Annotated in this window: 21 protein-coding genes; 10 read left to right on the plus strand and 11 right to left on the minus strand. The window is 67.9% G+C overall.

The annotated features are described in order from the left end of the window. Nucleotides 1–71 precede the first annotated feature (71 nt). Complete coding sequence (locus MWU52_RS07880) at nucleotides 72–2,528, plus strand: penicillin acylase family protein (protein ID WP_246950931.1); 2,457 nt, start codon at nucleotides 72–74, stop codon at nucleotides 2,526–2,528. Here MWU52_RS07880 and MWU52_RS07885 read toward each other — a convergent pair. The 9 genes from MWU52_RS07885 to MWU52_RS07925 all read right to left on the minus strand — a co-directional run bounded on the left by MWU52_RS07885 (nucleotide 2,506) and on the right by MWU52_RS07925 (nucleotide 11,309). After that, nucleotides 2,506–3,057 (minus strand): PIN domain-containing protein, encoded by a 552-nt coding sequence (locus MWU52_RS07885; protein WP_246950932.1) that lies wholly within the window; start codon nucleotides 3,055–3,057, stop codon nucleotides 2,506–2,508. The genes MWU52_RS07880 and MWU52_RS07885 overlap by 23 nt on opposite strands. Continuing rightward, complete coding sequence (locus MWU52_RS07890; RefSeq protein WP_246950934.1) at nucleotides 3,054–4,256, minus strand: class I SAM-dependent methyltransferase; 1,203 nt, start codon at nucleotides 4,254–4,256, stop codon at nucleotides 3,054–3,056. The genes MWU52_RS07885 and MWU52_RS07890 overlap by 4 nt, the downstream gene beginning before the upstream one ends. Before the next feature lie 78 nt (nucleotides 4,257–4,334). Further along, nucleotides 4,335–4,472, minus strand: coding sequence for a hypothetical protein (locus tag MWU52_RS07895; protein WP_246950936.1), 138 nt, complete (start codon nucleotides 4,470–4,472; stop codon nucleotides 4,335–4,337). Between the two features lie 126 nt (nucleotides 4,473–4,598). Further along, nucleotides 4,599–5,429, minus strand: coding sequence for an aldolase/citrate lyase family protein (locus tag MWU52_RS07900; RefSeq protein ID WP_246950938.1), 831 nt, complete (start codon nucleotides 5,427–5,429; stop codon nucleotides 4,599–4,601). Nucleotides 5,430–5,447: 18 nt separating this feature from the next. Continuing rightward, complete coding sequence (locus MWU52_RS07905) at nucleotides 5,448–6,536, minus strand: FliM/FliN family flagellar motor switch protein (protein WP_246950939.1); 1,089 nt, start codon at nucleotides 6,534–6,536, stop codon at nucleotides 5,448–5,450. An 89-nt stretch (nucleotides 6,537–6,625) separates the two neighbouring features. Then, nucleotides 6,626–9,286: a sensor histidine kinase gene (locus tag MWU52_RS07910; protein WP_246950941.1), complete on the minus strand. Its 2,661-nt coding sequence runs from the start codon at nucleotides 9,284–9,286 to the stop codon at nucleotides 6,626–6,628. Continuing rightward, on the minus strand, nucleotides 9,283–9,558 hold the full coding sequence (locus tag MWU52_RS07915) for a hypothetical protein (RefSeq protein ID WP_246950943.1): 276 nt from the start codon (nucleotides 9,556–9,558) through the stop codon (nucleotides 9,283–9,285). Before MWU52_RS07915 ends, MWU52_RS07910 begins: the two co-directional genes overlap by 4 nt. Continuing rightward, nucleotides 9,555–9,917, minus strand: coding sequence for a response regulator (locus MWU52_RS07920; protein ID WP_246952807.1), 363 nt, complete (start codon nucleotides 9,915–9,917; stop codon nucleotides 9,555–9,557). The genes MWU52_RS07915 and MWU52_RS07920 overlap by 4 nt, the downstream gene beginning before the upstream one ends. 138 nt (nucleotides 9,918–10,055) lie before the next feature. Then, nucleotides 10,056–11,309, minus strand: coding sequence for a short-chain fatty acyl-CoA regulator family protein (locus MWU52_RS07925; RefSeq protein WP_246950945.1), 1,254 nt, complete (start codon nucleotides 11,307–11,309; stop codon nucleotides 10,056–10,058). A gap of 247 nt (nucleotides 11,310–11,556) precedes the next feature. On the opposite strand from MWU52_RS07925, the gene MWU52_RS07930 reads away from it, so the two are divergent. From MWU52_RS07930 to accC, 9 genes are all read left to right on the plus strand, one after another. Beyond that, nucleotides 11,557–12,933 carry a substrate-binding protein gene (locus MWU52_RS07930; protein ID WP_246950947.1) on the plus strand — a complete coding sequence of 459 codons (1,377 nt, stop codon included), beginning with the start codon at nucleotides 11,557–11,559 and terminating at the stop codon, nucleotides 12,931–12,933. Nucleotides 12,934–13,053: 120 nt separating this feature from the next. After that, a complete protein-coding gene (locus MWU52_RS07935) occupies nucleotides 13,054–14,085 on the plus strand; it encodes a branched-chain amino acid ABC transporter permease (protein WP_246950949.1) in 1,032 nt (343 codons plus the stop codon). A gap of 82 nt (nucleotides 14,086–14,167) precedes the next feature. Further along, nucleotides 14,168–15,385, plus strand: coding sequence for a branched-chain amino acid ABC transporter permease (locus MWU52_RS07940; protein WP_246952809.1), 1,218 nt, complete (start codon nucleotides 14,168–14,170; stop codon nucleotides 15,383–15,385). A gap of 3 nt (nucleotides 15,386–15,388) precedes the next feature. Then, nucleotides 15,389–16,150 (plus strand): ABC transporter ATP-binding protein, encoded by a 762-nt coding sequence (locus tag MWU52_RS07945; RefSeq protein WP_246950951.1) that lies wholly within the window; start codon nucleotides 15,389–15,391, stop codon nucleotides 16,148–16,150. A 10-nt stretch (nucleotides 16,151–16,160) separates the two neighbouring features. After that, complete coding sequence (locus MWU52_RS07950) at nucleotides 16,161–16,916, plus strand: ABC transporter ATP-binding protein (protein WP_246950952.1); 756 nt, start codon at nucleotides 16,161–16,163, stop codon at nucleotides 16,914–16,916. A 36-nt stretch (nucleotides 16,917–16,952) separates the two neighbouring features. Continuing rightward, the gene (gene acs / locus MWU52_RS07955) at nucleotides 16,953–18,902 is read left to right on the plus strand and encodes an acetate--CoA ligase (protein ID WP_246950953.1); all 1,950 of its coding nucleotides are present in this window, start codon (nucleotides 16,953–16,955) and stop codon (nucleotides 18,900–18,902) included. A gap of 124 nt (nucleotides 18,903–19,026) precedes the next feature. Next, nucleotides 19,027–19,251 (plus strand): hypothetical protein, encoded by a 225-nt coding sequence (locus MWU52_RS07960; protein ID WP_246950954.1) that lies wholly within the window; start codon nucleotides 19,027–19,029, stop codon nucleotides 19,249–19,251. 111 nt (nucleotides 19,252–19,362) lie between these two features. Further along, on the plus strand, nucleotides 19,363–19,851 hold the full coding sequence (gene accB / locus MWU52_RS07965) for an acetyl-CoA carboxylase biotin carboxyl carrier protein (RefSeq protein ID WP_246950955.1): 489 nt from the start codon (nucleotides 19,363–19,365) through the stop codon (nucleotides 19,849–19,851). A 4-nt stretch (nucleotides 19,852–19,855) separates the two neighbouring features. Further along, complete coding sequence (gene accC, locus MWU52_RS07970; RefSeq protein WP_246950956.1) at nucleotides 19,856–21,202, plus strand: acetyl-CoA carboxylase biotin carboxylase subunit; 1,347 nt, start codon at nucleotides 19,856–19,858, stop codon at nucleotides 21,200–21,202. 5 nt (nucleotides 21,203–21,207) lie between these two features. Here accC and MWU52_RS07975 read toward each other — a convergent pair whose 3' ends face one another. Next, nucleotides 21,208–21,546: a response regulator gene (locus MWU52_RS07975; RefSeq protein WP_246950957.1), complete on the minus strand. Its 339-nt coding sequence runs from the start codon at nucleotides 21,544–21,546 to the stop codon at nucleotides 21,208–21,210. After that, on the minus strand, nucleotides 21,531–23,285 hold the full coding sequence (locus MWU52_RS07980; protein WP_246950958.1) for a PAS domain S-box protein: 1,755 nt from the start codon (nucleotides 23,283–23,285) through the stop codon (nucleotides 21,531–21,533). Before MWU52_RS07980 ends, MWU52_RS07975 begins: the two co-directional genes overlap by 16 nt. Between the last annotated feature and the right edge of the window lie 103 nt (nucleotides 23,286–23,388).

Genomic DNA, 23,388 nt, shown 5'->3' on the forward strand with positions numbered 1-23,388 from the left:
TCGCCTCCCTTTGCATCCACCCTGTGCGGGGGTTAGACCCCCCGGGGCCAACAGGGTCAACAGGGGGAAAGATGCAGCGATTGTTCCGCTGGACGTTCCGCATCGTGGCGGGTGTCCTCGTGCTTGCCGGGGTGTCGCTGGCGGTGGTGTTCTGGCTCGCCTCGCGCAGCCTGCCCGACTACGACGCGACCGAGGCCGTGGCGGGGCTCTCGGCCCCGGTCGAGATCGTGCGCAACACGCACAATGTTCCCCACATCTTCGGCGAGAGCGATGCGGACGTGTTCTTCGGACTGGGCTACGCCCATGCCCAGGACAGGCTCTGGCAGATGATGCTGCTGCGGCGGACGGCGCAGGGCAAACTGTCGGAGATGTTCGGGCTGCGAACCCTCAAGACCGATGAATTGCTGCGCCGGCTGGGGCTCTACCGGGCCGCGGTCGCGAGCGCCAAGGTCCAGGACCCCGAGACGACCGCGATGCTGGAGGCCTATGCGGCCGGCGTGAATGCGCGCATCGAGGTCATCAACCGCGAGGCGTCGGGCCGCGGGGCGCCCGAGTTCTTCCTGTTCCGCCCCGAAATCGCGCCCTGGCGACCCGCCGACAGCATCGCGGTCGTCAAGCTGATGGCGCTTCAGCTCTCCGGCCATGTCGGCTTCGAGGTGTTGCGCGCCCGCGCCTCGCTCGTGCTGCCCGAAGAACGCCTGCGCGACCTGCATCCCGAAGTGCCGGGCGACGGCACCGTGGCCCTTGCCGGCGATCTGTTCCCGACCCTCCGGCCCGGCGCCATGCCCGTTCGGCACGCCGGCACCGCGATGCTCTGGCCGGTGCCGCATTCCGACCTCGCCGGGGCATCGAACGCCTTCGCCGTCGCGCCGGATCGATCGGCGGCAGGGGGCGGCTTGCTGGCCAACGACCCGCACATGGGGCTTCAAGCGCCGACATTCTGGTACCTGGCCCGGTTGGAGCTGGAGACCGGGGGCGCGATCGGTGGCACCATTCCGGGGATACCCTTCGTCCTCGTCGGACGCACCGCGCGACTGGGATGGGGGCTTACGTCAAGCTATCTCGATGATCAGGACGTCATGATCGAGCGGCTCAATCCCGACGACCCGACCGAATACAAGACCCCCGACGGCTGGGCCCCCTTCGAGACGACGCGCACCATCGTCACCATCAAGGACGCCGATCCAGTGACGCTGACGCTGCGCCGGACCGAGAACGGACCCGTCCTGACCGGCAGCCAGTTCGACCTCGGCACCGTGACCCCACGCGGTCATGTCGCCGCGCTGTCCTGGACGGCGCTGTCGCCCGAGGACAGCTCGATGCGCACCGGGCTGGAACTGATGCGCGCCGCCGATGTCGAGGAGGGGCTCGCGGCCGCCCGCCATTTCGTGGCGCCCGCGCAGAACCTGATGCTGACCGATGGCGAACGGATCGCGATGACCGTGATGGGCCGTCAACCCGATCGCGACCCGAAGCACCAGTCGAAAGGGCGCATTCCCGCTCCGGGCTGGATCGAGGCGAACCGATGGCGCGGCCTGATCCCGGCAGAGGACAACCCGGTCTGGTCCGATCCCGAGGGCGGGCTGCTGGGCAACACCAACAACAAGACGACGGATGCGGCCTTCCCCGACCACCTGTCCTTCGTCTGGGGCGATACGCAGCGGGTGCAGCGCATGGAACGCCTGATGCAGGCGCGCAACGTCCACACACGCGAGAGCCTGATCGAGGCACAGCTCGACGCCGTCTCGATCACCGCGCGGGCCCTCTTGCCCCTGGTCGGCCGCGACCTCTGGTTCACAGGCGAAGCCGCGCCGGCCGGCACGCCGGAACGCCGGCGCCAGGTCGCGCTGGAACTTCTTGCCGCATGGAACGGCGAGATGTCGGAACACCTGCCCGAGCCGCTCATCTACGCGGCCTGGATGCGCGCGTTGCAGCAACGCCTGATCCAGGACGATCTGGGACCGCTGGCCGAGGAATACCCCCGGATGGAGCCCCTGTTCATCGAACGGGTCTTCCGCGACATCGGCGGCGCATCCGCCTGGTGCGACATCATCCGGTCGACGGTGCAGGAAAGCTGCTCCGACGTCGCGCGCCTCGCGCTGGACGACGCGCTGCAATTCCTGGAAGAGCGCTACGGCCCCCGGGTCGAGACCTGGCGCTGGGGCGACGCGCACGAGGCGCGACACGACCACCCCGTCCTGGGCGAGATCCCGGGCCTCGGCCTCGTCGTCAACATTCGCCAATCCACGTCAGGCGGGGACCACACGCTGCAGCGCGGACGCACCGGGGGCCTGCCGCCCGAACCGTTCCTGAACGTGCATGCCGCCACCTATCGCGGGGTCTACGATTTCGCCGATCCCGAAAGCAGCGTGTTCATCACCTCGACCGGGCAGTCGGGGCATCCGCTGTCACGTCACTACGACGATCTGGGCGAGCTTTGGCGGCGGGGCGAGTACGTTCCGATGACGCTCGACCCCGATCTGGCGCGGGCCGGTGCCGTGGGCGTTACCCGTCTCGTTCCCGGGTAAGGGCCTTGCCCAGTCGCGGCAGCCGGGCCCGCTTCATCAGCGCACGCAGCGGCATCTCCTGTCCGCTGAGCGTCTCGGCCCGGTCACGCACCCGCATCGCGACGCGCGCGACCGCATCGGGGTGCGACAGCCACAGGTCATGCAGAAACGCGTCCGGCGATCGCAAGGCCATGCCTTCGGCGGCGACATCGACCTTGGGAAAGTCGCGCAGATTGGCCGTCACCAGCACGTCCGCGCCCGCATCCGACGCCGCCGCCAGCACGTGGACGTCATTCGCATCCGGCAGCCACAGCCGCGCCTCCGTCCCCTTGCCGGGACGCGTCTCGGCGTCGGGATGGGCCGCGCGCAGGGCCGCGATCTCGCCACGCGCGATGACCTCGCCATCGGGCAACTTCCGGGCCGCGCGCGCCCACTCCTCCAGCACCCGGGGCGACCAGAGCGGCCTGAACAGGCCCGCATCCGCGCAGCCCAGCAGGATCTCACGCAGGACGGTCGGGTAAAGGACACAGGCGTCCAGGAAGGCCTTCATGACAGGATGCGGAAGGTCAGCGCCTTCAGGTATCCGCTCTCGGCCAGTTGCGGATGGACGGGATGATCGGGCCCGGCGAACCCCGTATGGACAAGCTGCGCGCCCCGGCCCGCACGGCCGATCCCGCGCACGCAGGACGCGCGGAACTTGCCCAGATCGGCGGCATGGCTGCAGGAGCAGAGCGTCAGATAGCCACCCGGCGCGACCAGGGGCGCCGACAGGCGCGCGACCCGTTCATAGGCGCGCAACCCCGCCGCAAGCGCGGATTTGGCCGGGGCGAATGCGGGCGGGTCGGCCACGACCACGCCAAACCGCGCGCCCTCGCCCTCGAGCGCGGAAAGCACATCGAAGGCATCGCCCCGACGCGTCGCAAAGGCCTCCGTCCGGCCCATCCGGGCAGCCCCCGCTTCGGCCAGGGCCAGCGCGGACGCCGACCCGTCGACCGCCAGCGCCGTGGTCGCGCCGCCCGCCAGCGCCGCCAGTCCGAACCCGCCGACATGGGCGAAGACATCCAGCACCGAAGCCCCCGCCGACAACCCGGCCACGAAGGCGTGGTTCGGACGCTGGTCGAAGAACAGCCCCGTCTTCTGCCCGCCCGTCAGATCCGCGAGGTAGGTCGCGCCGTTCATCTCGACCGCAACCGGTGCGTCGACACCGCCGATCAGCCAGCGGCTTTCGTCCGACAACCCTTCCGACGCCCTTGCACGCCCGCCGGCATTCAGCAGTACATGCGACAGGCCAAGGGCGCGCAACCCGTCGGCGATTGCATCGACCCGCGCATCGGCCCAGGCGGCGTTCGGCTGCAGGACCGCGACGTCGCCGAAACGGTCGATGACGACGCCCGGCAGACCGTCCGCCTCGGCATGGATCAGACGGTAGAAGGGGGCGTCATAAAGGCGATCGCGGTGATCCGCGGCGGTCCGCAGACGGCCGAGGATCCAATCCGCGTCGATCCACGCATCGGGCGAGGGATCGAGTGCGCGCGCCACGATCCGCGAGCCCATGTTGATCGCGAAACTGCCCAGCGGCTGCCGCTCGGCATCCACGAGGGTCGCGATAGCGCCGGGCGGGATGGCACGGCTGCGCCGGTCGGCCACGACGTCGGACAGGTACGCCCAGGGATGGCCATGGCGGATGCGTCGGGCATGGGCGCCGGGCTTCAGGCGTAGGACGGGGCGCGAAGCGCTCAGATCGGACATGGCTTTCCCCTAATCGCTGCTCCGGATATGCGAAAGGCCCCACCAGGGGGCCTTGAGCATCAAACGGGTCGGGCCCGATCAGGCGTGGGCGGTACCGGCCGGCGTGCGGCGCAGGCGCGCGAAGATCCCGCGGACCATGTCGCGCATATAGGCGGCGCGCAGGGCGCGGGCCCGGGCTTCGATGGCCATCGCGTCGAGATGGGTGGTGTCGGTCATGGTTTCGTCTCCGGTTCGATAAGCGGGGCCCCATGCCCCGCCCGGTCGATCCAAGAGCTATGCCGCGGCGCGGCAAAGAACAAATGTCGAGGCCGCAAGCCCCTTATGCGCCGCACGCAAGCGACGTCAGGTCAGGGCGCGGATGCCTTCGGCCACCCTGCGCGCGCCCTGCAGCATCCATCCATGCTCGGACGAGACGAAGAACATCCGGAAGCCGTAGCGTTGCCAATCGCGTGCCGTCGCGACGTCGGGAACCCAGGTGACATACATCTTGCCATGCGTCGCGCAGGCTTCGCCCACCCGCGTCATGGCACGTTTCAGGTCGTCATTCTCCATCGTCTCATGCCCGTAGGCGACGGTCAGGTCTGCCGGCCCGGTGAACAACCCGTCGATACCGTCGACGGCTGCGATCTCCTCGGCGGCGTCGACGCCCTCCGGCTCCTCGATCTGCGCCAGCACGATCGTCTCGGAACGGGACCGGGCCAGCAGGTCCGGCATCGCGCCCGCGGTATAGCCCGCCCAGCGGGTCGAGCCGGCATAGCCTCGCCCGCCATGCCCGAAACGGGCGGCGCGGGCGATCGCGCGCGCCTTCTCGACGCTATCGACATGCGGGACGACGATGCCCGTGGCGCCCATGTCCAGCACGTCCAGGATGCGCGCCGGGCTGCCGTCGCCGATACGAACCAGCACGGGAAAATCTCGCGCGCGGGCCACGGCGATGCAGGCGTCCATCGCGGCCCGGTCGAACGGCGCATGTTCCGCATCGATACAGACGAAATCGAGCCCCGCCAGGATCAAAATCTCCATGACCACGTGGCTGGGCGTCTTCATGAACGTGCCCGCCAGCCGGTCGCCGGCCCGCATGCGCGCGCGCAAGTCCCCACCCCGTTCCGTTGCCGCCATCACGTTTCCCCCCTTCGCCGCGATACCGATCACCTTGTGCAGACGCGGAGGCATGGCGCAAGGCCGCGGAGGTCAGCCCCCGGCGGGGGCGTCCGACGTGGCCAGGTCCGGCAGTCCGGCGCCGGCATCCGCACCCGCTTCGGACCCATCGGACAGTTGGGCTGGTCCTTCCTCCGACGCGGGCGGCGCGCATTCCATGACCGGCTCGCCCGGCAAGGTAGTGATCTTGATAGCGCGCGCGCCGTTCAACTGACCCAGACGGGCCGTCATCGTGGCACCGCGCGGCAGGCGTTTGCGTCCCGGCATCGTCAGGCCCGAAGATCCGCCATGCAGGACCAGCCGGCCAAGGGCGTTGGCATCCAGCGGGATCAGGTCCCCCGGCTTCATCGCGACGAGGCGCGACAGCGGCAAGCGCATCGGCGGCAGCACCGCTTCGAGCCTGACCGGCGCGTCGAGCGCGGCCGCCCGCATGTCCGCCGCCCATTCGCCGCCCGCCTCGATGTCCTGACCCGGGTCCGGCAGCGGTGCAGCGTCGTTCGGAAGAAGCAGCGACATCCGCCCCTCCCGCATCCCGTCGCCCAGGCGCAGGATCAGGTCCACCCGCAGATAGCTGACGGCAGTCAGGATAAGGCCGAGAGAGGCTGGCCCCGCCACGAAACTGCCGGGACGGAGCCCGCCATGCCGGGGATCGGGTGACTCACCGGGGACGAGCGCCGACAGCTCCGTCAGGACGGCGCCCACGAAAGGTTGCGCCAGGGCGGCATCGATCCGCGTCGGCCGTCGCGGGGGGCGGCCGGGACCATCGACATGCCCGATCGTCTGCACCTCGACCAGCGCGTCGGTCATCGCCGGATGCAGCGCGATCAACCCCGTCCGCGCCGCCAACGCTTCGGGCGCGGGGGCATGGCGTGCATTCGGGTCATGGTCGGGCGGATCGAGCAGCAGGCACAGGGCCCGGTCGTCCAGGTTGTCGAACGCCTCCGCCGCTGCGCGCCGGCAGACCTCGCGCGTCTCGATGGCCAGGCCCAGTCCGGGAACCGCGTCCGCCACGCGCAGGACGGCGGTCGCCAGATGGTTGGCCAACGCGGAGCGGACCGGCGGGTCGGCCGCATCGGGCCCGGCACCATCGGCACCGGCCATGCGAGAGAGGAGATTGGACATCGGCTGCGACAAGATCGGATCCATCGAACGAAGGGATGCCGCCTGTTTCCGGGATTCGGGTTAACAAAGCCTTGTCGGAAGCGGATCAATCATTCGGCGGCGCGCGCCACGGCGTCGTCCGCCGGCAGCGTGACGCGAAACGTCGTGCCCTGCCCGCCCGGCAGATAATCGATGCCCCCGCCTAGGCGGTCCATGACCTCGCGGCAGATCGCAAGGCCGAGGCCCGCGCTGCCGGCCACGGACCGGTCGCCGAGGCGGGCGAATTTCTCGAAGATCAGGCGGCGTTCGGCCTCGTCGATCCCGCTGCCGTTGTCGGTGAAATCCACCAGGATGGCATCGCCGCGATGGACGACGATGCGGAGTTCAGGGTTCGGGGCGTCGCAATACCGCGCGGCATTGGTGATCAGATTGATGAACACCTGCGCCAGGCGGTCCGGGTCGGTCCTCAGCGGCACCGCCTCCGCCTCGGGGTCGCGCAGGATGCGCAGGTCCGACCGGCCCGATGCCATGACCGCTCGGTCGATCACATCGCTCAGCATCACGCGGATGGGCGTCAGTTCGACCTTGCCCGATTCCAGCACGGACAGGTCCAGCAGATCGTCCAGCAGGCGTGTCAGGCGCTGGCTCTCCTCGCAGATGATTCCGGCGTGGCGGGCGCGGTCGGCGTCGTCGACCTCGGCATCGCGCAGGATTTCCGAGAACGCGCGGATCGAGGTCATGGGCGTGCGCAGCTCGTGGCTGACCTGGCTCAAGAAGGCGTCCTTCTGGTGGCCAAGGGCGGTCAGTTTCTCGTTTGCCTCGCGCAGTTTGCGCGCCGTCCGAGTCAGCTCCTGCGACTGTGCCTCCAAGCGGGCGGAATATTCCATGATCTGCGCGGTCTCGTCGGCGACGGCCAGTAGGTCCTCGACCGACATGGCCGCGTCGCCGGTGATCCCGGTGACCATCGCATGTGCGGTCGCCGCGCCGACCGAACCGGAAAGCCGCCGCTCCAACCGGTCCAGCAGTTCGGGCGTCGTCTCGGGCAGCGCGCCCGGCCGTCCCTGCACGCGCGCCTCGGCAGCGAAGAGCGCCTGCGCGTCCTTCGCACCCAGGATGCGCTGCGTCATGATCAACAGCTCCTCCGCCCCGGCCGAGCCCCCCCTGTGCCCGCTGGGACGCGCGGCCCGGTCGAAGACATGCACGAAACGCGGTGCCTGCAGGCGTTCCATCTGGGTGGGCCGGGTCAGAAGGGAGACGAGACAGAACGCGAAGGTGTTCGCCCCCAGCGAAAGCAGGACCGCCGAAAGGAGCGGATCGCCCGTCATGCCGAACGGCGACAGCGGATGCAGCCACCCGATCCCGAACGGCCCGCCGGCGGGAACAAGATCCGGCACCAGGACCGGCACCAGCATGGTCCAGGCCCAGAGAACGAACCCCGTCACGATCCCGGCGGCCGCCCCGGAGCGGGTGGCCCCCGTCCAGAACAGACCGAAGGCCAGGGCCGGCAGGACCTGACTGAGGCCCACGAAGGAGATCAGGCCGATCGAGGCCAGCGCCGCCGTTCCGCCCGTGGCGAGGAAATAGAAGTACCCCATCGTCAACACGCCGAGGATGGACAGGCGCCTCGCCCGCAGAACCACCGTGCGCACGTCGCCGGAGATCGTCGCCCGCCCCTGCCCCTGCAAGGCCAGCCAGGCCGGCATCACGATGTGGTTGGACAGCATCGTGGCCAGGGCGACGCTGGCGACGATCACCATGCTCGTGGCCGAGGAGAAGCCGCCGAGGAAGGCCAGCATCGCCAGCCCGTCCCGCCCTTCGGCCAGGGGCAGGGTCAGGACGAAGAGGTCCGGATTGGCGCCCTCGGGCATGCGCGCCAGCCCGGTTGCGGCGATGGGCACGACGAAGACGCACATCGCCATGAGATAGGTCGGAAAGGCCCAGCTTGCCGTGACGAGGTGGCGTTCGTCCGAGTTCTCGACGACCAGGACCTGGAACATCCGGGGCAGGCAGATCACGGCCGCGCCGGATACGAAGATCAGACCCGCCCAGCGCCCCGGCGGTGCGGTCCAGTCCGCCAGCGGACCTTCGGCGATCAGCGCGCCCGTCGCACCCATCCCGCCGTTGAGCCCCCAGACGACGAACGCTCCGACCGCGAGGAGGGCGACGAGCTTGACGATCGCCTCGACGGCGATGGCGCTGACGATGCCGTCATGCCGTTCGCCCATGTCGAGCTTGCGCGTCCCGAAGAGGATGGTGAACACCGCCAGCCCGACCGCGACCCAGAAGGCCAGCCCCGTCAGCTCGCTGGCATCGGTGCCGGGCGCGGCGAACACGCCGAAGGACAGCGTCACCGACTGAAGCTGCAGGGCGATGTAGGGCGTCGTCCCGACCACGGCGAGGACGGTCACCAGCACCGCCAGCAGGTTCGACTTGCCGTACCGGCTGGACACGATGTCGGCGATGGAGGTGACGCGTTCCGCACGCCCGATGCGAACGAGCTTGCGCAGGAACCACCACCACCCCACGAAGACGAGCGTCGGGCCGAGGTAGATCGTCATGAATTCCACCCCGGACCGCGCGGCGTATCCGACGGCGCCATAGAACGTCCAGGCGGTGCAGTAGATCGACAGCGACAGGGTATAGACCGCCGGGCCGCGCAGCCATCCGGGCCGGCCGCGGGCGGACGCCCGCTCGCCCGCGAACGCCACGAGGAACAGGAACGCCACATAGACCAGGCAGATCCCGATCAGCAGGTTCAGCGTCAGTGTCACGGCGGGTCTTCGCGCGGATCATCCGGGTCCCGCAGGCGGATGCGCGCGATCCAGAAGGCCAGCCCGATCAGGATCGCCCACACCGCGAACAGGTAGTTCAGCCAGCCGGAGGTTGCGCCCTCGGCCGCGGGGCCGCCCGACAGGACGAGGTCGGGCACGAGCAGAAGCGCCGCACCCAGGAACGGCAGCAGTCGTGCCGCGTCGGCAAGTCGTGCCCCGTCACGGGGCCCCGGCCGCGCGGGCGTCACCTCGGGCCGGTTCGGGTCGGTCACGGGACCAGTGCGCGAACGGCATCCAGCAGATCGCGGTTCGAGAAGGGCTTGGTCATGAAACGGTTGACGCCGAGTGCCTCCGCCCGCTCCCGGTCCTGGGCCTGGCCCTTCGCGGTCAGCATCAGGACCGGCAGGTCCGGCCGTTCGCCCGCCCGGATCGCCCCCAACAGGTCGAACCCCGAACGCCCCGGAAGCATCGCGTCCAGCACGACGACATCCGGCCTGTGCCGTTCAATCGCGTCCAGGGCCGTCGCGCCATCGGAATGGGTCGAGACACGCCACCCCTCGCGCTGGAGCAGGAAGGCGATTGCCGTCGCGATGTTCGGTTCGTCCTCGATCAGCAGGACGCGGCGGTACAAGAGCGACCCGCCGTCCGTGCCGCGCGGCGCGGTCTGGTCATTCATGGCCGGCCTCCCCTCCGGTCACGTCCATCAAGGGGAGTGTCGGCGCTGGGCCCGCCCATGTCCAGCCCGCCGCGATTTCGCGAATGCCGCCCGTCAGCCATCCCCCGTCACAACCGACGGTTCTCGCCGCGCGGTACAAGCCGCGCGCGGGCAGGTGCGGCAGCCCGGCCCGACCGGAACCCGCCCTTCGGCGGCGTCGTCCCGGGTCAGAAGCATGGTGGCATGCAGGACCGGCTCGCGATCGAACGCATCCGGGCCGGCCGGTTCCGCCACCGTATGGGCACGCCAGCCGGCACCGTCGGGCGTCTCGAGTGCGGTCACCCGCGCCCGACCCGGCTGCGAGAGGGCGGCGTAGATCGGCCAGAGCGGGCAGCCCGCACCCATCACCGGCAACGCGAATCCTGCCACGGATTTGCGACGCAGCATTGCACCCGACGCGTCGCAGATCAGCAATCCGCGCGCGGGATCGCGCAACCCGATGCGCCGCAGGATCAGGGCCAGATCGCCCTCGGCCACCTCCACCAGCGTCGCGGGATCGGAGGTCGCATCCACGATTGCGGACGGCAGGCGCAGCGCATCGGCGGCATCGGCCTCCAGGATGCCGGTGGCGATCTTGCGGGCCGCGGCCCCTTCGATCGGGGCAACGAGCGCGGGGATCGCCGCGGCGCCGTCCGCCTCGATCGCGTCGAAGCGGTGGCCATGCGCGTCAAGAAAGCGCGATGCTTCCTCGATCGGCAACAGGTTCTCCGCCGCGCGCCCCTCCTGCCGGTCGAACAGGCTCAGCACGGCGGCGGCGCCCTCGGCCAAGCGACGGCTGTCCTGGTCGAGATTCGCATGGAAGCGGCCCAGCCAGTTGGCGTCGATCTCGGGCGTCTGCGCGAGGATGGAGGCGGTGGACCGGACGGTGGACACGGTCGACAGCAGCTCATGCATCGCCGCCGCCAGGGCCGGGTCGTGCGTCAACCGATCCGACATCGCGTCGATCTTCCGGGCCTGTCCGGCCAGGGTTTCGGCCTGGGCCGCGATCAGGCGCGCCCAGGCCGGATACCGCCGCGCGAGTTCCGGGGCCTGCGCCGCCGCCTCGACCGGCAATCGGCCGGATGCGCCCGTCGCCTCCAGCGCTGAGACGAGCGCATCGTCCCCGTCTTCCGCCAGGGCGGCGCGGTCGATATCGAGCGCCCGGGCAAGCCGCAGCAGGAGCGTGCCGCCGATCGGGCGGCGGTTGTGTTCGATCAGGTTCAGATAGGACGCGGAAATGCCGACCTCGGCCGCCAGCGCGATCTGGCGCATCCCGAGCGAGAGGCGACGTTCGCGAATACGACTGCCGGTCGGAGCGGCGCGGGCCATGCAACCTCCTGTTCGGACATCGTTGCTGCGCCTGCCGCATCGGTCATGCCGCGGTGGCGCGAGAAGAAATTTACACGGTTCGCGATCGTCTTGTCATTTCGTTTACAGAAAAATTGCGGACCAGGGGTAGGTTATTGCCGATTTCACCCCCGCCGGCAGATACTGTGGCCGACCCGTCAACAAGACGGGGGCGATCCGCCATCCTTGGGAGGGGAGCGGACCGGACAGGAAACCAGGGAGGGTCTCCATGACCAAATCGAATATCACCCGCCGCGGTGCGATGAAGACCGGTGCCGCCGCCGGTGCCGGCCTCGCGCTGCCGACGATCTTTACCGGTGCCGCCTGGTCGGACGGCCATACCGGGTTCACCAATGCCCCCACCGGCGACACCGTCACGCTCGGCTTCAACGTGCCGCAGACCGGTCCCTACGCCGACGAGGGTGCGGACGAGCTGCGCGCGTTCGAACTTGCCGTCGAGCACCTGAATGGCGGCGGCGACGGCGGCATGATGCAGACCTTCTCCTCCAAGGAACTGGACGGGACCGGCATTCTGGGCAAGCGGGTCGAGTTCGTGACCGGCGATACCCAGACCAAGTCCGACGCCGCGCGCGCCTCGGCAAAGTCGATGATCGAGAAGGACGGCGCCGTGATGATCTCGGGCGGCTCCTCCTCGGGGGTTGCGGTCGCGGTCCAGGGCCTTTGCCAGGAGGCGGGCGTGATCTTCATGGCCGGCCTGACCCATTCCAACGACACCACTGGCAAAGACCGGAAGGCCAACGGCTTCCGTCACTTCTTCAACGCCTACATGTCGGCGGCCGCCCTCGCCCCGGTGCTGGAATCGCTCTATGGCAACGACCGCAAGGCCTATCACCTGACGGCGGACTACAATTGGGGCTGGACGCAGCAGGAATCGATCGCCGCGGCCACCGAGGCCATGGGCTGGGAGACGGTCGAGAACGTGCTGACGCCGCTCGCGTCGACGGATTTCTCGTCCTACATCGCGCCCGTGCTGAATTCCGGCGCCGACGTGCTGGTGCTGAACCACTACGGCGGCAACATGGTCAACTCGCTGACCAACGCGGTCCAGTTCGGGCTGCGCCAGGCGCAGGCCAACGGCAAGGACTTCCAGATCGTCGTGCCGCTCTACTCGGAGCTTATGGCCCGCGGTGCGGGGCAGAACATCGCCGGCATCCCTGGTTCGCAGAACTGGGACTGGAAGCTTGAGAACGAGAAGGGCGCCCGCTACGCTGGCACCAACGCCTTGGTGCAGTCCTTCGGCCAGAAATACGGCTTCCCGCCGTCGCAGGCCGCCCACACCTGCTATGCGCAGACCCTGCTCTATGCCGATGCGGTGACGCGCGCGGGCAGCTTCAACCCCTGCGCGGTCGACGAGGCGCTTTCGGGCTATGAGTTCGACGGGCTGGGCAATGGTCCCACCCTGTACCGGGCCGACGATCACCAGTGCTTCAAGGACGTCGTCGTCGTGCGCGGCAAGGAGAACCCCGAGAACGAGTTCGACCTGGTCGAGATCGTCGAGGTCACGCCGACCGAGCAGGTCACCTATCCCTCGGACCACCCGATGTTCGCCGGTGGCGAACTGGGCGAGTGCAACCCGGGCGCGTAAGTTCCCGCTGACCATTAGCGGGTCGCGCCTCGGCGCGGCCCCCACCTGGCCCGGGACGGTCGCGCGGCGCGCGGACCCGTCTCCCAGGTTGATCCCTGACACCAGAAGGACCCGGCACCGATGGAAGCCTTCCTCCTCCAAATTCTGAACGGCCTCGACAAGGGATCCGCCTATGCGTTGATCGCCCTGGGCCTGACCCTCATCTTCGGAACGCTGGGGGTGGTAAACTTCGCCCATGGCGCCCTGTTCATGATGGGCGCCTTCGTGGCCGTGACCGTGTCGCGCCTGCTGCAGCTCAGCCATAAGGCGTCGGAGCCTTCGGGCACGGATTTCCTGGGCAACCCGCGCTTCGAGGACGTCCTCTACGTACAGGACATTTTCGGAATGGAACTCGGCGCCGCGATCGTGGACTGGGCGGTACCGATCGCCATCCTCTTCGCGATCCCGATCATGATCGCCGTCGGCTTCATCATGGAACGCGGCCTCATCAAGCATTTCTACAAACGCCCGCATGCCGACCAGATCCTGGTGACGTTCGGCCTGGCGATCGTGCTGCAGGAGATCATCAAGTATTTCTACGGCGCGAACCCCATCCCCACACCCGCGCCAGACGCGTTCCGCGGCAGCTTCGACTTCGGCATGTTGTTCGGATTCGATCCGAACACGGTGATCTATCCGTATTGGCGTCTGGTCTACTTCTTCTTCGCGGCCCTGATCATCGCCGCCGTCTTCGCCTTTCTGCAGTTCACCACGTTCGGCATGGTCGTGCGCGCCGGCATGGCCGACCGCGAGACGGTGGGCCTGCTGGGCATCGACATCGACCGGCGGTTCACGATCATGTTCGGCATCGCCGCCGCCGTCGCAGGTCTCGCGGGCGTAATGTACACGCCGATCAACCCGCCGAACTATCACATGGGAATGGACTTCCTGGTCCTGTCCTTCGTGGTCGTCGTGGTAGGCGGCATGGGGTCGCTGCCGGGCGCGGTCCTGGCGGGGTTCCTGCTGGGCATCCTGGAAAGCTTCGCCTCGACCACCTGGGCCACCACGGCGGTGCCGGGGATCAATCAGATCATCATCTACCTTGTCGCCATCATCGTCCTTCTGACCCGCCCGCGCGGGCTGATGGGCCGCCGCGGCGTGATGGAGGAGTAATCCAGTGACCGACCAGACACATCACGCCGCCGCCACGAGCCCCGATCCTGCCCGGCCGAGCCTGCACCGGCCCGGACGCGGAATACTGGGCCTGACCCGCAAGGATTTCGGTCTGTTCATCGTCGTCATCCTGCTGACGATGCTGGCGCCGTTCCTGCTGAATCCGTTTCCCGCCGACTCGGCCATGGCGCAGTTCAACGCGGGCTATCCCGACCTGATGCAGCGCTTCGTGATCTTCGGGATCTTCGCCATCGGGTTCAACATCCTGTTCGGCCTGACGGGCTATCTGTCCTTCGGCCACGCGGCGTTCCTGGGCGTGGGGTCCTATTCCTGCGTCTGGATGTTCAAGCTGCTGGGCTACAATGTCCTGCCGGGCATCCTGCTGTCGATCGTCGTCTCGGGGCTGTTCGCGCTGCTGATCGGGTTCGTCTCGCTCAGGCGGTCGGGCATCTACTTCTCGATCCTGACGCTGGCCTTCGCGCAGATGTCCTTCGCGCTGGCCTATTCGGTGCTGTCGAACCCGGCCTTCAACCTCACGAACGGCGAGACCGGCCTGCAGGTCTACACCAGCGATCCGCAGATCTTCCACGATCCGGCCACGACGATCAGCGCGCCGCATATCTTTGGCGTCGCCATGCGCGAGACCGAGACGCTGCGCATCGGCGCGTGGTCGTTCGACTTCAACGTCGGCTACTACCTGTGCGCGTTCATCATGCTGATCTGCTTCTACCTCGCCGTCCGGCTGTTCCGGTCGCCCTTCGGCATGATGCTGCGGGCGATCAAGTCGAACCAGCAGCGGATGAACTATACCGGCCTCAGCCCCAAGCCCTACGCCCTCGCGGCCTTCGTGATCTCGGGGATGTATGCGGGCCTGGCCGGCGGTCTGCTCTCGGCGATGGATCCGCTGGCGGGCGCCGAGCGGATGCAGTGGACGGCGAGCGGAGAGGTCGTTCTGATGACGATCCTCGGCGGGGCGGGCACGCTGATCGGGCCGGTGCTGGGCGCGGGCTTCATCAAGTATTTCGAGAACATCTTCTCGAAGATCAACGAAGGCACGCTCCATTCCTGGTTCGCCTTCATGCCCGACGGGCTGGAGAACGCGATGGTCGCCATCGTCTATCCGTTCGTTGGCAAGGGCTGGCACCTGACGCTGGGCCTTCTGTTCATGCTGGTCGTCATCTTCCTGCCAGGCGGCCTGGTGCAGGGCGGCCAGAAGATCGCGACCGTGTTCCGGCGCGACCGCAAGGCCGGCGCGGTCGAAGGGCCGGCCGCCGAGCAACGCCAAGCGGCGGAGGACTGAGCCATGGGCATTCTCGAGGTCAAGAACGTCGGCAAGCGGTTCGGAGGCTTGCAGGCCCTGTCGGACGTGAACCTGTCGGTGGCGGAGAATTCCGTACACGCGATCATCGGGCCGAACGGCGCGGGCAAGTCGACCCTGCTCAACTGCCTCGTCGGCAAGCTGATCCCCGATACCGGATCGGTCAGCTTCGAGGGGCAGTCGGTGCTGGGCCGCAAGCCGCACGAGATCAACCAGATGGGCATCAGCCGCGTGTTCCAGACGCCCGAAATCTTCGGGGACCTGACCGTCATGGAGAACATGATGATCCCCTGCCTGGCCAGGCGCGATGGCTCCTTCGCGCTGCATGCCTTCACCGCGATGATGCGCGACCGCGAGATCGTCGAGAAGGCCGAACACATGCTCGAGGACATGAACATGGCCGACAAGCGTGGGATGCACGCGGCCTCGATGTCGCGCGGCGACAAGCGCCGACTGGAGATCGGCATGTGCCTCGCGCAGGAGCCGCGTCTGCTGCTGCTGGACGAGCCGACGGCGGGCATGGCGCGGGCCGACACCAACAACACGATCGACCTGCTCAAGCAGATCAGCGCCTCGCGCCCGATCACCATCGCCATCATCGAACACGACATGCATGTCGTCTTCTCGCTGGCGCAGCGGATCACCGTCCTGGCGCAGGGCACCCCCCTGGTCGAGGACACGCCGGACAACATCAAGGGCCACCCCAAGGTGCGCGAAGCGTATCTGGGCGAGAGTTCGGGACATTGAGGAGACGATCATGACCGTCAAACCCGATTTCAGCCGCGACGCCAACAAGGCGGCCACTGCGCCCGCCTACTTCAGCGTCCACGACATCCATGCCTATTACGGCGAGAGCTACATCGTCCAAGGCATCAGCTTCAACGTCCATGAGGGCGAGATCTTGGCGCTGCTGGGTCGCAACGGGGCCGGCAAGACGTCCACCCTGCGGACCTGCGCGCGGGTGGCGACGCCCGAGCTGCGCAAGGGCGAGATCTGGCTGGATCACCAACCGCTGCACAAGATGAGCGCGCATGAGGCCAGCGCCGTGGGCTTGGGCCTGGTGCCCGAGGATCGGCGCATCATCCCCGGCCTCACGGTCGAGGAGAACCTGAAGCTCGCGCAGATCGCGCCCCCGGTGGGGTGGTCGCTGGAGCGCATCTACGAGCTGTTCCCCCGCCTGGGCGAGCGGCGAAAGCAGGAGGGCGTCACGCTTTCGGGGGGCGAACAGCAGATGCTGTCCATCGCCCGCGCGCTCTGCCGCGACCTGAAGCTGCTGCTGCTCGACGAGCCCTACGAGGGCCTCGCGCCCGTCATCGTCGACGAGATCGAGAAGACGCTGATGGAGATCCGCAAACTGGGCATCACGACCATCCTCGTCGAACAGAACGCGGTGCGCGCCCTGAACCTGTCGGATCGTGCCGTGATCCTCGACACCGGGGGCGTCGTCTTCGACGGCACGGCCGCCGAGGTCCTGCAGGACGAGGCCCTGCGCGCCGAGTACCTCGCCATCTGAGATACGCGCGACACCCATACGACACAGGAAGACCCCATGCCCGATGATCAGACCTACCCGCCCTCGCCCGAGATGGCCGCCGACGCCCATGCCGACCGCGCGACCTACGACGCCATGTACGAGGCCAGCATTGCGGACCCGGAGGCGTTCTGGGGCAAGCATGGCAAGCGCATCGACTGGATGAAGCCCTACAGCCGCGTCAAGGACACGTCCTTCGCGCCCCGAAACGTGTCGATCAAATGGTTCGAGGACGGCACCCTGAACGTCGCCGCGAATTGCATCGACCGCCACCTGAAGGACCGCGCCGACCAGACCGCCATCATCTGGGAGCCCGACGATCCGGAGGGCGAGGCCCAGCATGTCAGCTATGCGCAGCTGCATGCCCATGTCTGCAAGTTCGCCAACGTCCTCAAGGGGATGGGCGTGGGGAAGGGCGACCGGGTCGTGATCTACATGCCGATGATCCCGCAGGCGGCCTATGCCATGCTGGCCTGCGCGCGGATCGGAGCGATCCATTCGATCGTCTTCGCGGGCTTCTCGGCCGATGCGCTCGCCGCGCGGGTAACGGGCTGCGACGCGAAGGTCGTCATCACCGCCGACGAGGCGCCCCGGGGCGGGCGCAACACGCCGCTGAAGACCAATGCCGACAAGGCTTTCGGCAAATGCGGCCCCGAGACCAGGATGCTTGTCGTCAAACGCACCGGCGGCGACATCCCGATGACCGAGGGCCGTGACTTCTGGCTGCATGAACTGGAGGCGGACGCCTCCAACGACTGCCCCCCCGCGGAGATGGCGGCCGAGGATCCGCTCTTCATCCTCTACACTTCCGGCTCCACCGGACAGCCCAAGGGCGTGGTCCACACGACCGGCGGCTACCTCGTCTATGCGTCGATGACGCACCAGTACACCTTCGACTACCACGAGGGCGACGTATTCTGGTGCACCGCCGATGTCGGCTGGGTCACCGGGCACAGCTACATCGTCTATGGTCCGCTGGCGAACGGCGCCACGACGCTGATGTTCGAAGGCGTACCGACCTATCCCGATGCGGGGCGCTTCTGGGCGGTGTGCGACAAGCACAAGGTCAACCAGTTCTACACCGCACCCACCGCGATCCGCGCGCTGATGGGACAGGGAACAAAATTCGTGGAGCCCTACGACCTGTCCTCCATCAAGGTGCTGGGCACGGTGGGCGAGCCGATCAATCCCGAGGCATGGACCTGGTATCACGAACAGGTCGGCCGCCGTCGTGTTCCGATCGTCGACACCTGGTGGCAGACCGAGACCGGCGGCCACCTGTTGACCCCCCTGCCCGGCGCCACCGTGACCAAGCCCGGTAGCGCGACCCTGCCGTTCTTCGGCATCCAGCCCGTCGTGCTGGAGCCGCAATCGGGTAAGGTCATTGAGACGACCGAGGCCGAAGGTGTCCTCTGCATCGCCGACAGTTGGCCTGGCCAGATGCGCACCGTTTGGGGCGATCACGACCGGTTCGAGAAGACGTATTTCAGCGACTACGAGAACTACTATTTCACCGGGGACGGCTGCCGCCGCGACGCGGACGGGTATTATTGGATCACCGGGCGGGTGGACGACGTCATCAACGTCTCGGGCCACCGCATGGGCACGGCCGAGGTGGAAAGCGCGCTCGTCGCCCATCCCAAGGTCGCCGAGGCCGCCGTCGTGGGCTATCCGCACGATGTGAAGGGCCAGGGCATCTATGCCTACGTCACCCTGATGGGGGGCGAGACGCCGTCGGACGAGTTGCGCCGCGAGCTTGAAACCTGGGTCCGGTCCGAGATCGGGCCCATCGCCAAGCCCGACCTCATCCAGTGGGCGCCCGGCCTGCCCAAGACGCGGTCGGGCAAGATCATGCGCCGGATCCTGCGCAAGATCGCCGAAGACGACTTCGGCGCCTTGGGCGATACGTCGACTTTGGCCGATCCGGGCGTGGTAGACGACCTGATCGAGAACCGGATGAACCGTTAAGCCTCTGACCATCAAGAATTAACCACGTCAGAATCACGCCACGGCGCGATCGTCTTCGCGCCTTCGTGCCGTAGCATCTTCATCCGCGTGGGCGCCCCGACCGGGGGCGGACGGCTCCGACAACTTGGCGAGCGCGCGCGAAGCGTCCGCGAACCGCGACCGTCTGGACGCCGCCTTCGCACCCGATACGGACGAGGCGCAGGCCCGCCGCTATGCCGAGGCGGAACGTGACCGGCTGGTCGCGCAGGCGATCCTGTCACGCATCCCCGTCCCGGTGGAGGCGCTGCCCGGTCTCGGGGCCGATGGGCCGCGCGGCGTGCAGGAAGGTGCCGATCCCGGCGAAAGCTGACGCTCCGGCGGGGCCCTTTGCGGGGCCCTGCCACACCCCGAACGCGCCACTTCACCTTTCCCTCACGCCGCCGACGCGCTAAGGGCGGGAAAACAGGCAGCGGAGACGGCAATGACCAAAACCCACGACAGTGACGTCGCCTTCATCAAGGCCCTGGCAGAGCTTCTGCGCGAGAACGACCTGAGCGAGCTCGAAGTCAGCCGCGAATACGGCGAAGACGACGCGCTGAACGTCCGGGTCGCGCGCCAGATGACCGCAGCACCGCAGGCCGCGCCGGCGCAGGTCTCCGTCCCGTCGGCTCCCTCCGCCCCGCAGACACCGACGCCCCCGCAACCGCCCGCCGCGCGCGAGGATCCCGCGCAGGACCCGGGCGCGGTCACCTCGCCGATGGTGGGCACGGCCTATCTCGCCTCGGAACCGGGCGCGTCGAGTTTCGTGCAGGTCGGCGATTCCGTCGAGGAGGGGCAGACCCTTCTGATCGTGGAGGCCATGAAGACCATGAACCAGATCCCCAGCCCGCGCGCGGGCAAGGTCAAGCGCATCCTGGTCGAGGACGGTGCGGCCGTGGAATACGGCGCCCCCCTCGTGATCCTGGGTTGAGCCCATGTTCGAGAAGATCCTGATCGCCAACCGGGGCGAAATCGCCCTGCGCGTGGTCCGCGCGGCCCGCGAGATGGGCGTGGCCACCGTTGCCGTCCATTCCACCGCCGACGCCGATGCCATGCATGTCCGCATGGCCGACGAGTCGATCTGCATCGGTCCCGCCCCCAGCACGCAGAGCTATCTGTCGATCCCGGCGATCATTTCCGCCTGCGAGATCACGGGCGCCGAGGCGATCCACCCCGGCTACGGCTTCCTGTCCGAGAATGCGGCCTTCGTTCAAGTGTTGGAAGATCACGACATCAAGTTCATCGGTCCCACGGCGGAACATATCCGCATCATGGGCGACAAGATCACCGCCAAGGACACGATGAAGAAGCTGGGCGTGCCCTGCGTCCCGGGCTCGGACGGCGGTGTGCCCGACATGGACGCCGCCCGCCGCGTGGCCGAGGAGATGGGATACCCCGTCATCATCAAGGCCACCGCCGGCGGCGGCGGACGCGGCATGAAGCTGGCGAAGTCGTCGGCGGAGCTGGAGACGGCGTTCCGCACGGCCCGGTCGGAGTCGAAGGCCGCCTTCGGGAACGACGAGGTCTATATCGAGAAGTACCTCGGAACGCCCCGCCATATCGAGGTGCAGGTCTTCGGCGACGGCAAGGGCCGGGCCGTTCACCTGGGCGAGCGGGACTGTTCCCTGCAGCGCCGCCACCAGAAGGTCTTCGAGGAGGCGCCGGGCCCCGCCATCAGCCCCGAACAGCGCGCCGAGATCGGCCGGACCTGCGCCGAGGCCGTGGCCCGCATCAACTATGCCGGGGCCGGCACGATCGAGTTCCTGTACGAGAACGGCGAGTTCTACTTCATCGAGATGAACACCCGTCTGCAGGTCGAACATCCCGTCACCGAGGCGATCTTCGGCGTCGATCTGGTGCGCGAGCAGATCCGCGTGGCCGCCGGCCTTCCGATGTCCTTCGAACAGGACGACCTGACGATCAACGGTCACGCGATCGAGGTGCGGATCAACGCGGAGAAGCTGCCGAGCTTCTCGCCCTCACCGGGGACGATCACGCAGTACCACGCCCCGGGCGGCCTCGGCGTGCGGATGGATTCGGCGCTCTACGACGGCTACCGCATCCCGCCCTATTACGATTCGCTCATCGGCAAGCTGATCGTGCATGGCCGCGACCGCGACGAGGCGCTGGCCCGCCTTCGCCGTTCGCTGGGCGAATTGATCGTGGACGGCGTCGACACCACGATCCCGCTGTTCCGCGACCTGGTCGAGGACGCCGACGTGCAATCGGGCGATTACACCATCCACTGGCTGGAACGCTGGCTGGAGCGCAACCTGGGCTGAACCGTTCAGAGGTCGCGCACCACCTCCGAGAGCATCCCGTAATCGACCGGCTTGGAGACCAGCGGCTCGTCGCGCAGCCAGTCGATCTGATCGCGCGAATACCCCGACACGACCGCGAACGGCACACCCCGATCGCGGAACGCCTCGGCCAGCGGGGCCGAACTGACGCCGTCGAGATTGGCATCGAGAAGGACGGCGTCCACCGGCCCGCGATCGAGCACCGAGATCGCCGTATCCAGGTCGCCCGCGATCCCCGCGACCTCATGGCCCTCATCCTGCAGCCAGAACTCGAACTCGATGGCGATCAACGCCTCGTCGTCCACGATCATCACGCGTTTTGCCATCGTTCCCCGTTCCTCTTCGAATGCAGCACCCTCTGTCCCGGGGCTTCAAGGCGCCAGACCAAACCTTCGCGACGATAGTCCAGTTCGACCGCTCCGCCGACCGAATGCTCCGCCATCCGCGATATGACGTTATAGCCGAAGCCGCGCCGCGACGGCGTTTCGACCGGCGGGCCGTTGTGTTCGACCCATGTCATCCAAAAGCGCGGCCCGTCCGCGCGCGGGGCGACGCCCCAGTCGATATCGACCATGCCCGCCTCGTCGGAAAGCGCGCCGTATTTCAGCGCATTGGTCGCAAGCTCGTGCAGCGCCATGCCAATGCTCTGGGCGGCGGCCGGCGTGATCGACAGCGGCGCACCATCCACCGCGACCCGCTCCTCACGGCTGCCACGCGCGAAGGCCATCTGCAGATCCACCAGATCCCGTAGCCCCACCGCATCCCAGTTGCCGGCGATCAGCAGATCCTGTGATGCGGCAAGGCCCGACAGCCGGGCCGAAAACGCCGCGAAGAACGCCTCCGGCGTGGTGTCGCGCGCGGTCTGCCGGGCCAGCGACTGGATCACCGCCAGCATGTTCTTGGCGCGGTGGTTGACCTCGCGCATCAGGACGTCGCCCTTCCGCGCCGCCTCGTGCTGGTCGGTCAGGTCGGTGACGAAGGCATAGACCTCGTCATGGCCGGGACGCTGCGTCATGTGCATCAGCATCGGAAACTCGGTTCCGTCGGCGCGGCGCACGCGGCGCTCGAACGGACCGGCACGGCCCGTCTTGGCCAGTTCGCGCTCGACGCGTTCGCGCGGGTAGTTCATCTCATCGACGACGAAATCGTCGCGGCGCAGACCACCGGGCCGAAAACCGTCCCCGTCATAGCCGGTCATACGCAGGAACGCCGGATTGGCATCGCCCATCAGGCCGTCCAGCTTGCCGATCACGATACCGACCGGCGATGTCTCTATCAGCATGCGCAGCCGCGCTTCGCTCTCGGCCAGGCGGGCGACAGCGTCGTCGCGCTCGGTCACATCGGCGCTGGTGCCGACAACGCCGATATATTGCCCGTCGGCGTCGAACCGGGCCCGTCCCCAGGATTCCAGCTTGCGCCAACTGCCATGCCTGTCGCGCACGCGGACGGAGCCGTGAAAATCCCGCCGCTCGGCCATGGAGCGCTTGAAGGCCTCGACGTAGCTTTCGCCATCGTCGGGATGGACCAGCATCTCCCAGCGATCCTCGCGCATCTCCTCCGGGGTGACGCCGAAGAAGTCGCAATAGGTCTGGTTCACCATCTCCTGCCGGCCGTCCGCCCCGTGCAACCAGACGATCAACGGCAGGTCGTCGATCATCGCGGCGAATTTCGTCTCGACCTCGCCGGCTGCCACCTGCGCGGCCCCGGCACCCGTCATGTCGCGCAAGACGGCCACGAACCGACCCGCCTGCGCGAGCGGAGAAAGTTCGACGTCGAAGATCCGGTCCGATCCGGCAAGTTCCTGTCGGAACCGCCCGCGCGCTCCCCCGCCGGTGATCCTCGCCACTGCGTCGATGGCGTCGCGATCGAGTGCTCCGAAGATCTGGCGCGCCGTACGTCCGGCCGCGTCGGACGTATCCAACGATGTCCGGAACGCCGAATTCATTTGAAGGATGCGGAAGTCGTCGGCATCGGGCATGCGCTCGCCAATGCACGCGGCCCCGTCGACCAGTTCGAGCATTTGCCGCAGATCGTCGCCGACCATATCCTGCGACAGTTTCGTCATCTCGCGCCCAATCCTAGTGCCCGCGCGGAGGTTAGTGGACTGTCCGCACATGGCAAGACCGCCGTGGCCCTTTTCGGGCCGGCCAACGGGGGTTACGGTTTCG

The sequence above is a fragment of the Jannaschia sp. S6380 genome, assembly GCF_023015695.1.
Lineage (GTDB): Bacteria > Pseudomonadota > Alphaproteobacteria > Rhodobacterales > Rhodobacteraceae > Jannaschia.

Excerpts from the sequence above, each read along its gene's own strand:
- MWU52_RS07935 (WP_246950949.1), top strand. The coding sequence starts at position 13,054 with ATGGAAGCCTTCCTCCTCCAAATTCTGAACGGCCTCGACAAGGGATCC.
- MWU52_RS07975 (WP_246950957.1), bottom strand. The coding sequence starts at position 21,546 with ATGGCAAAACGCGTGATGATCGTGGACGACGAGGCGTTGATCGCCATC.
- MWU52_RS07885 (WP_246950932.1), bottom strand. The coding sequence starts at position 3,057 with ATGAAGGCCTTCCTGGACGCCTGTGTCCTTTACCCGACCGTCCTGCGT.
- MWU52_RS07905 (WP_246950939.1), bottom strand. The coding sequence starts at position 6,536 with ATGTCCAATCTCCTCTCTCGCATGGCCGGTGCCGATGGTGCCGGGCCC.
- MWU52_RS07930 (WP_246950947.1), top strand. The coding sequence starts at position 11,557 with ATGACCAAATCGAATATCACCCGCCGCGGTGCGATGAAGACCGGTGCC.
- MWU52_RS07945 (WP_246950951.1), top strand. The coding sequence starts at position 15,389 with ATGGGCATTCTCGAGGTCAAGAACGTCGGCAAGCGGTTCGGAGGCTTG.
- accC (WP_246950956.1), top strand. The coding sequence starts at position 19,856 with ATGTTCGAGAAGATCCTGATCGCCAACCGGGGCGAAATCGCCCTGCGC.
- MWU52_RS07880 (WP_246950931.1), top strand. The coding sequence starts at position 72 with ATGCAGCGATTGTTCCGCTGGACGTTCCGCATCGTGGCGGGTGTCCTC.
- MWU52_RS07980 (WP_246950958.1), bottom strand. The coding sequence starts at position 23,285 with ATGACGAAACTGTCGCAGGATATGGTCGGCGACGATCTGCGGCAAATG.
- MWU52_RS07890 (WP_246950934.1), bottom strand. The coding sequence starts at position 4,256 with ATGTCCGATCTGAGCGCTTCGCGCCCCGTCCTACGCCTGAAGCCCGGC.
- MWU52_RS07950 (WP_246950952.1), top strand. The coding sequence starts at position 16,161 with ATGACCGTCAAACCCGATTTCAGCCGCGACGCCAACAAGGCGGCCACT.
- MWU52_RS07900 (WP_246950938.1), bottom strand. The coding sequence starts at position 5,429 with ATGCCTCCGCGTCTGCACAAGGTGATCGGTATCGCGGCGAAGGGGGGA.
- accB (WP_246950955.1), top strand. The coding sequence starts at position 19,363 with ATGACCAAAACCCACGACAGTGACGTCGCCTTCATCAAGGCCCTGGCA.
- MWU52_RS07895 (WP_246950936.1), bottom strand. The coding sequence starts at position 4,472 with ATGACCGACACCACCCATCTCGACGCGATGGCCATCGAAGCCCGGGCC.
- acs (WP_246950953.1), top strand. The coding sequence starts at position 16,953 with ATGCCCGATGATCAGACCTACCCGCCCTCGCCCGAGATGGCCGCCGAC.
- MWU52_RS07925 (WP_246950945.1), bottom strand. The coding sequence starts at position 11,309 with ATGGCCCGCGCCGCTCCGACCGGCAGTCGTATTCGCGAACGTCGCCTC.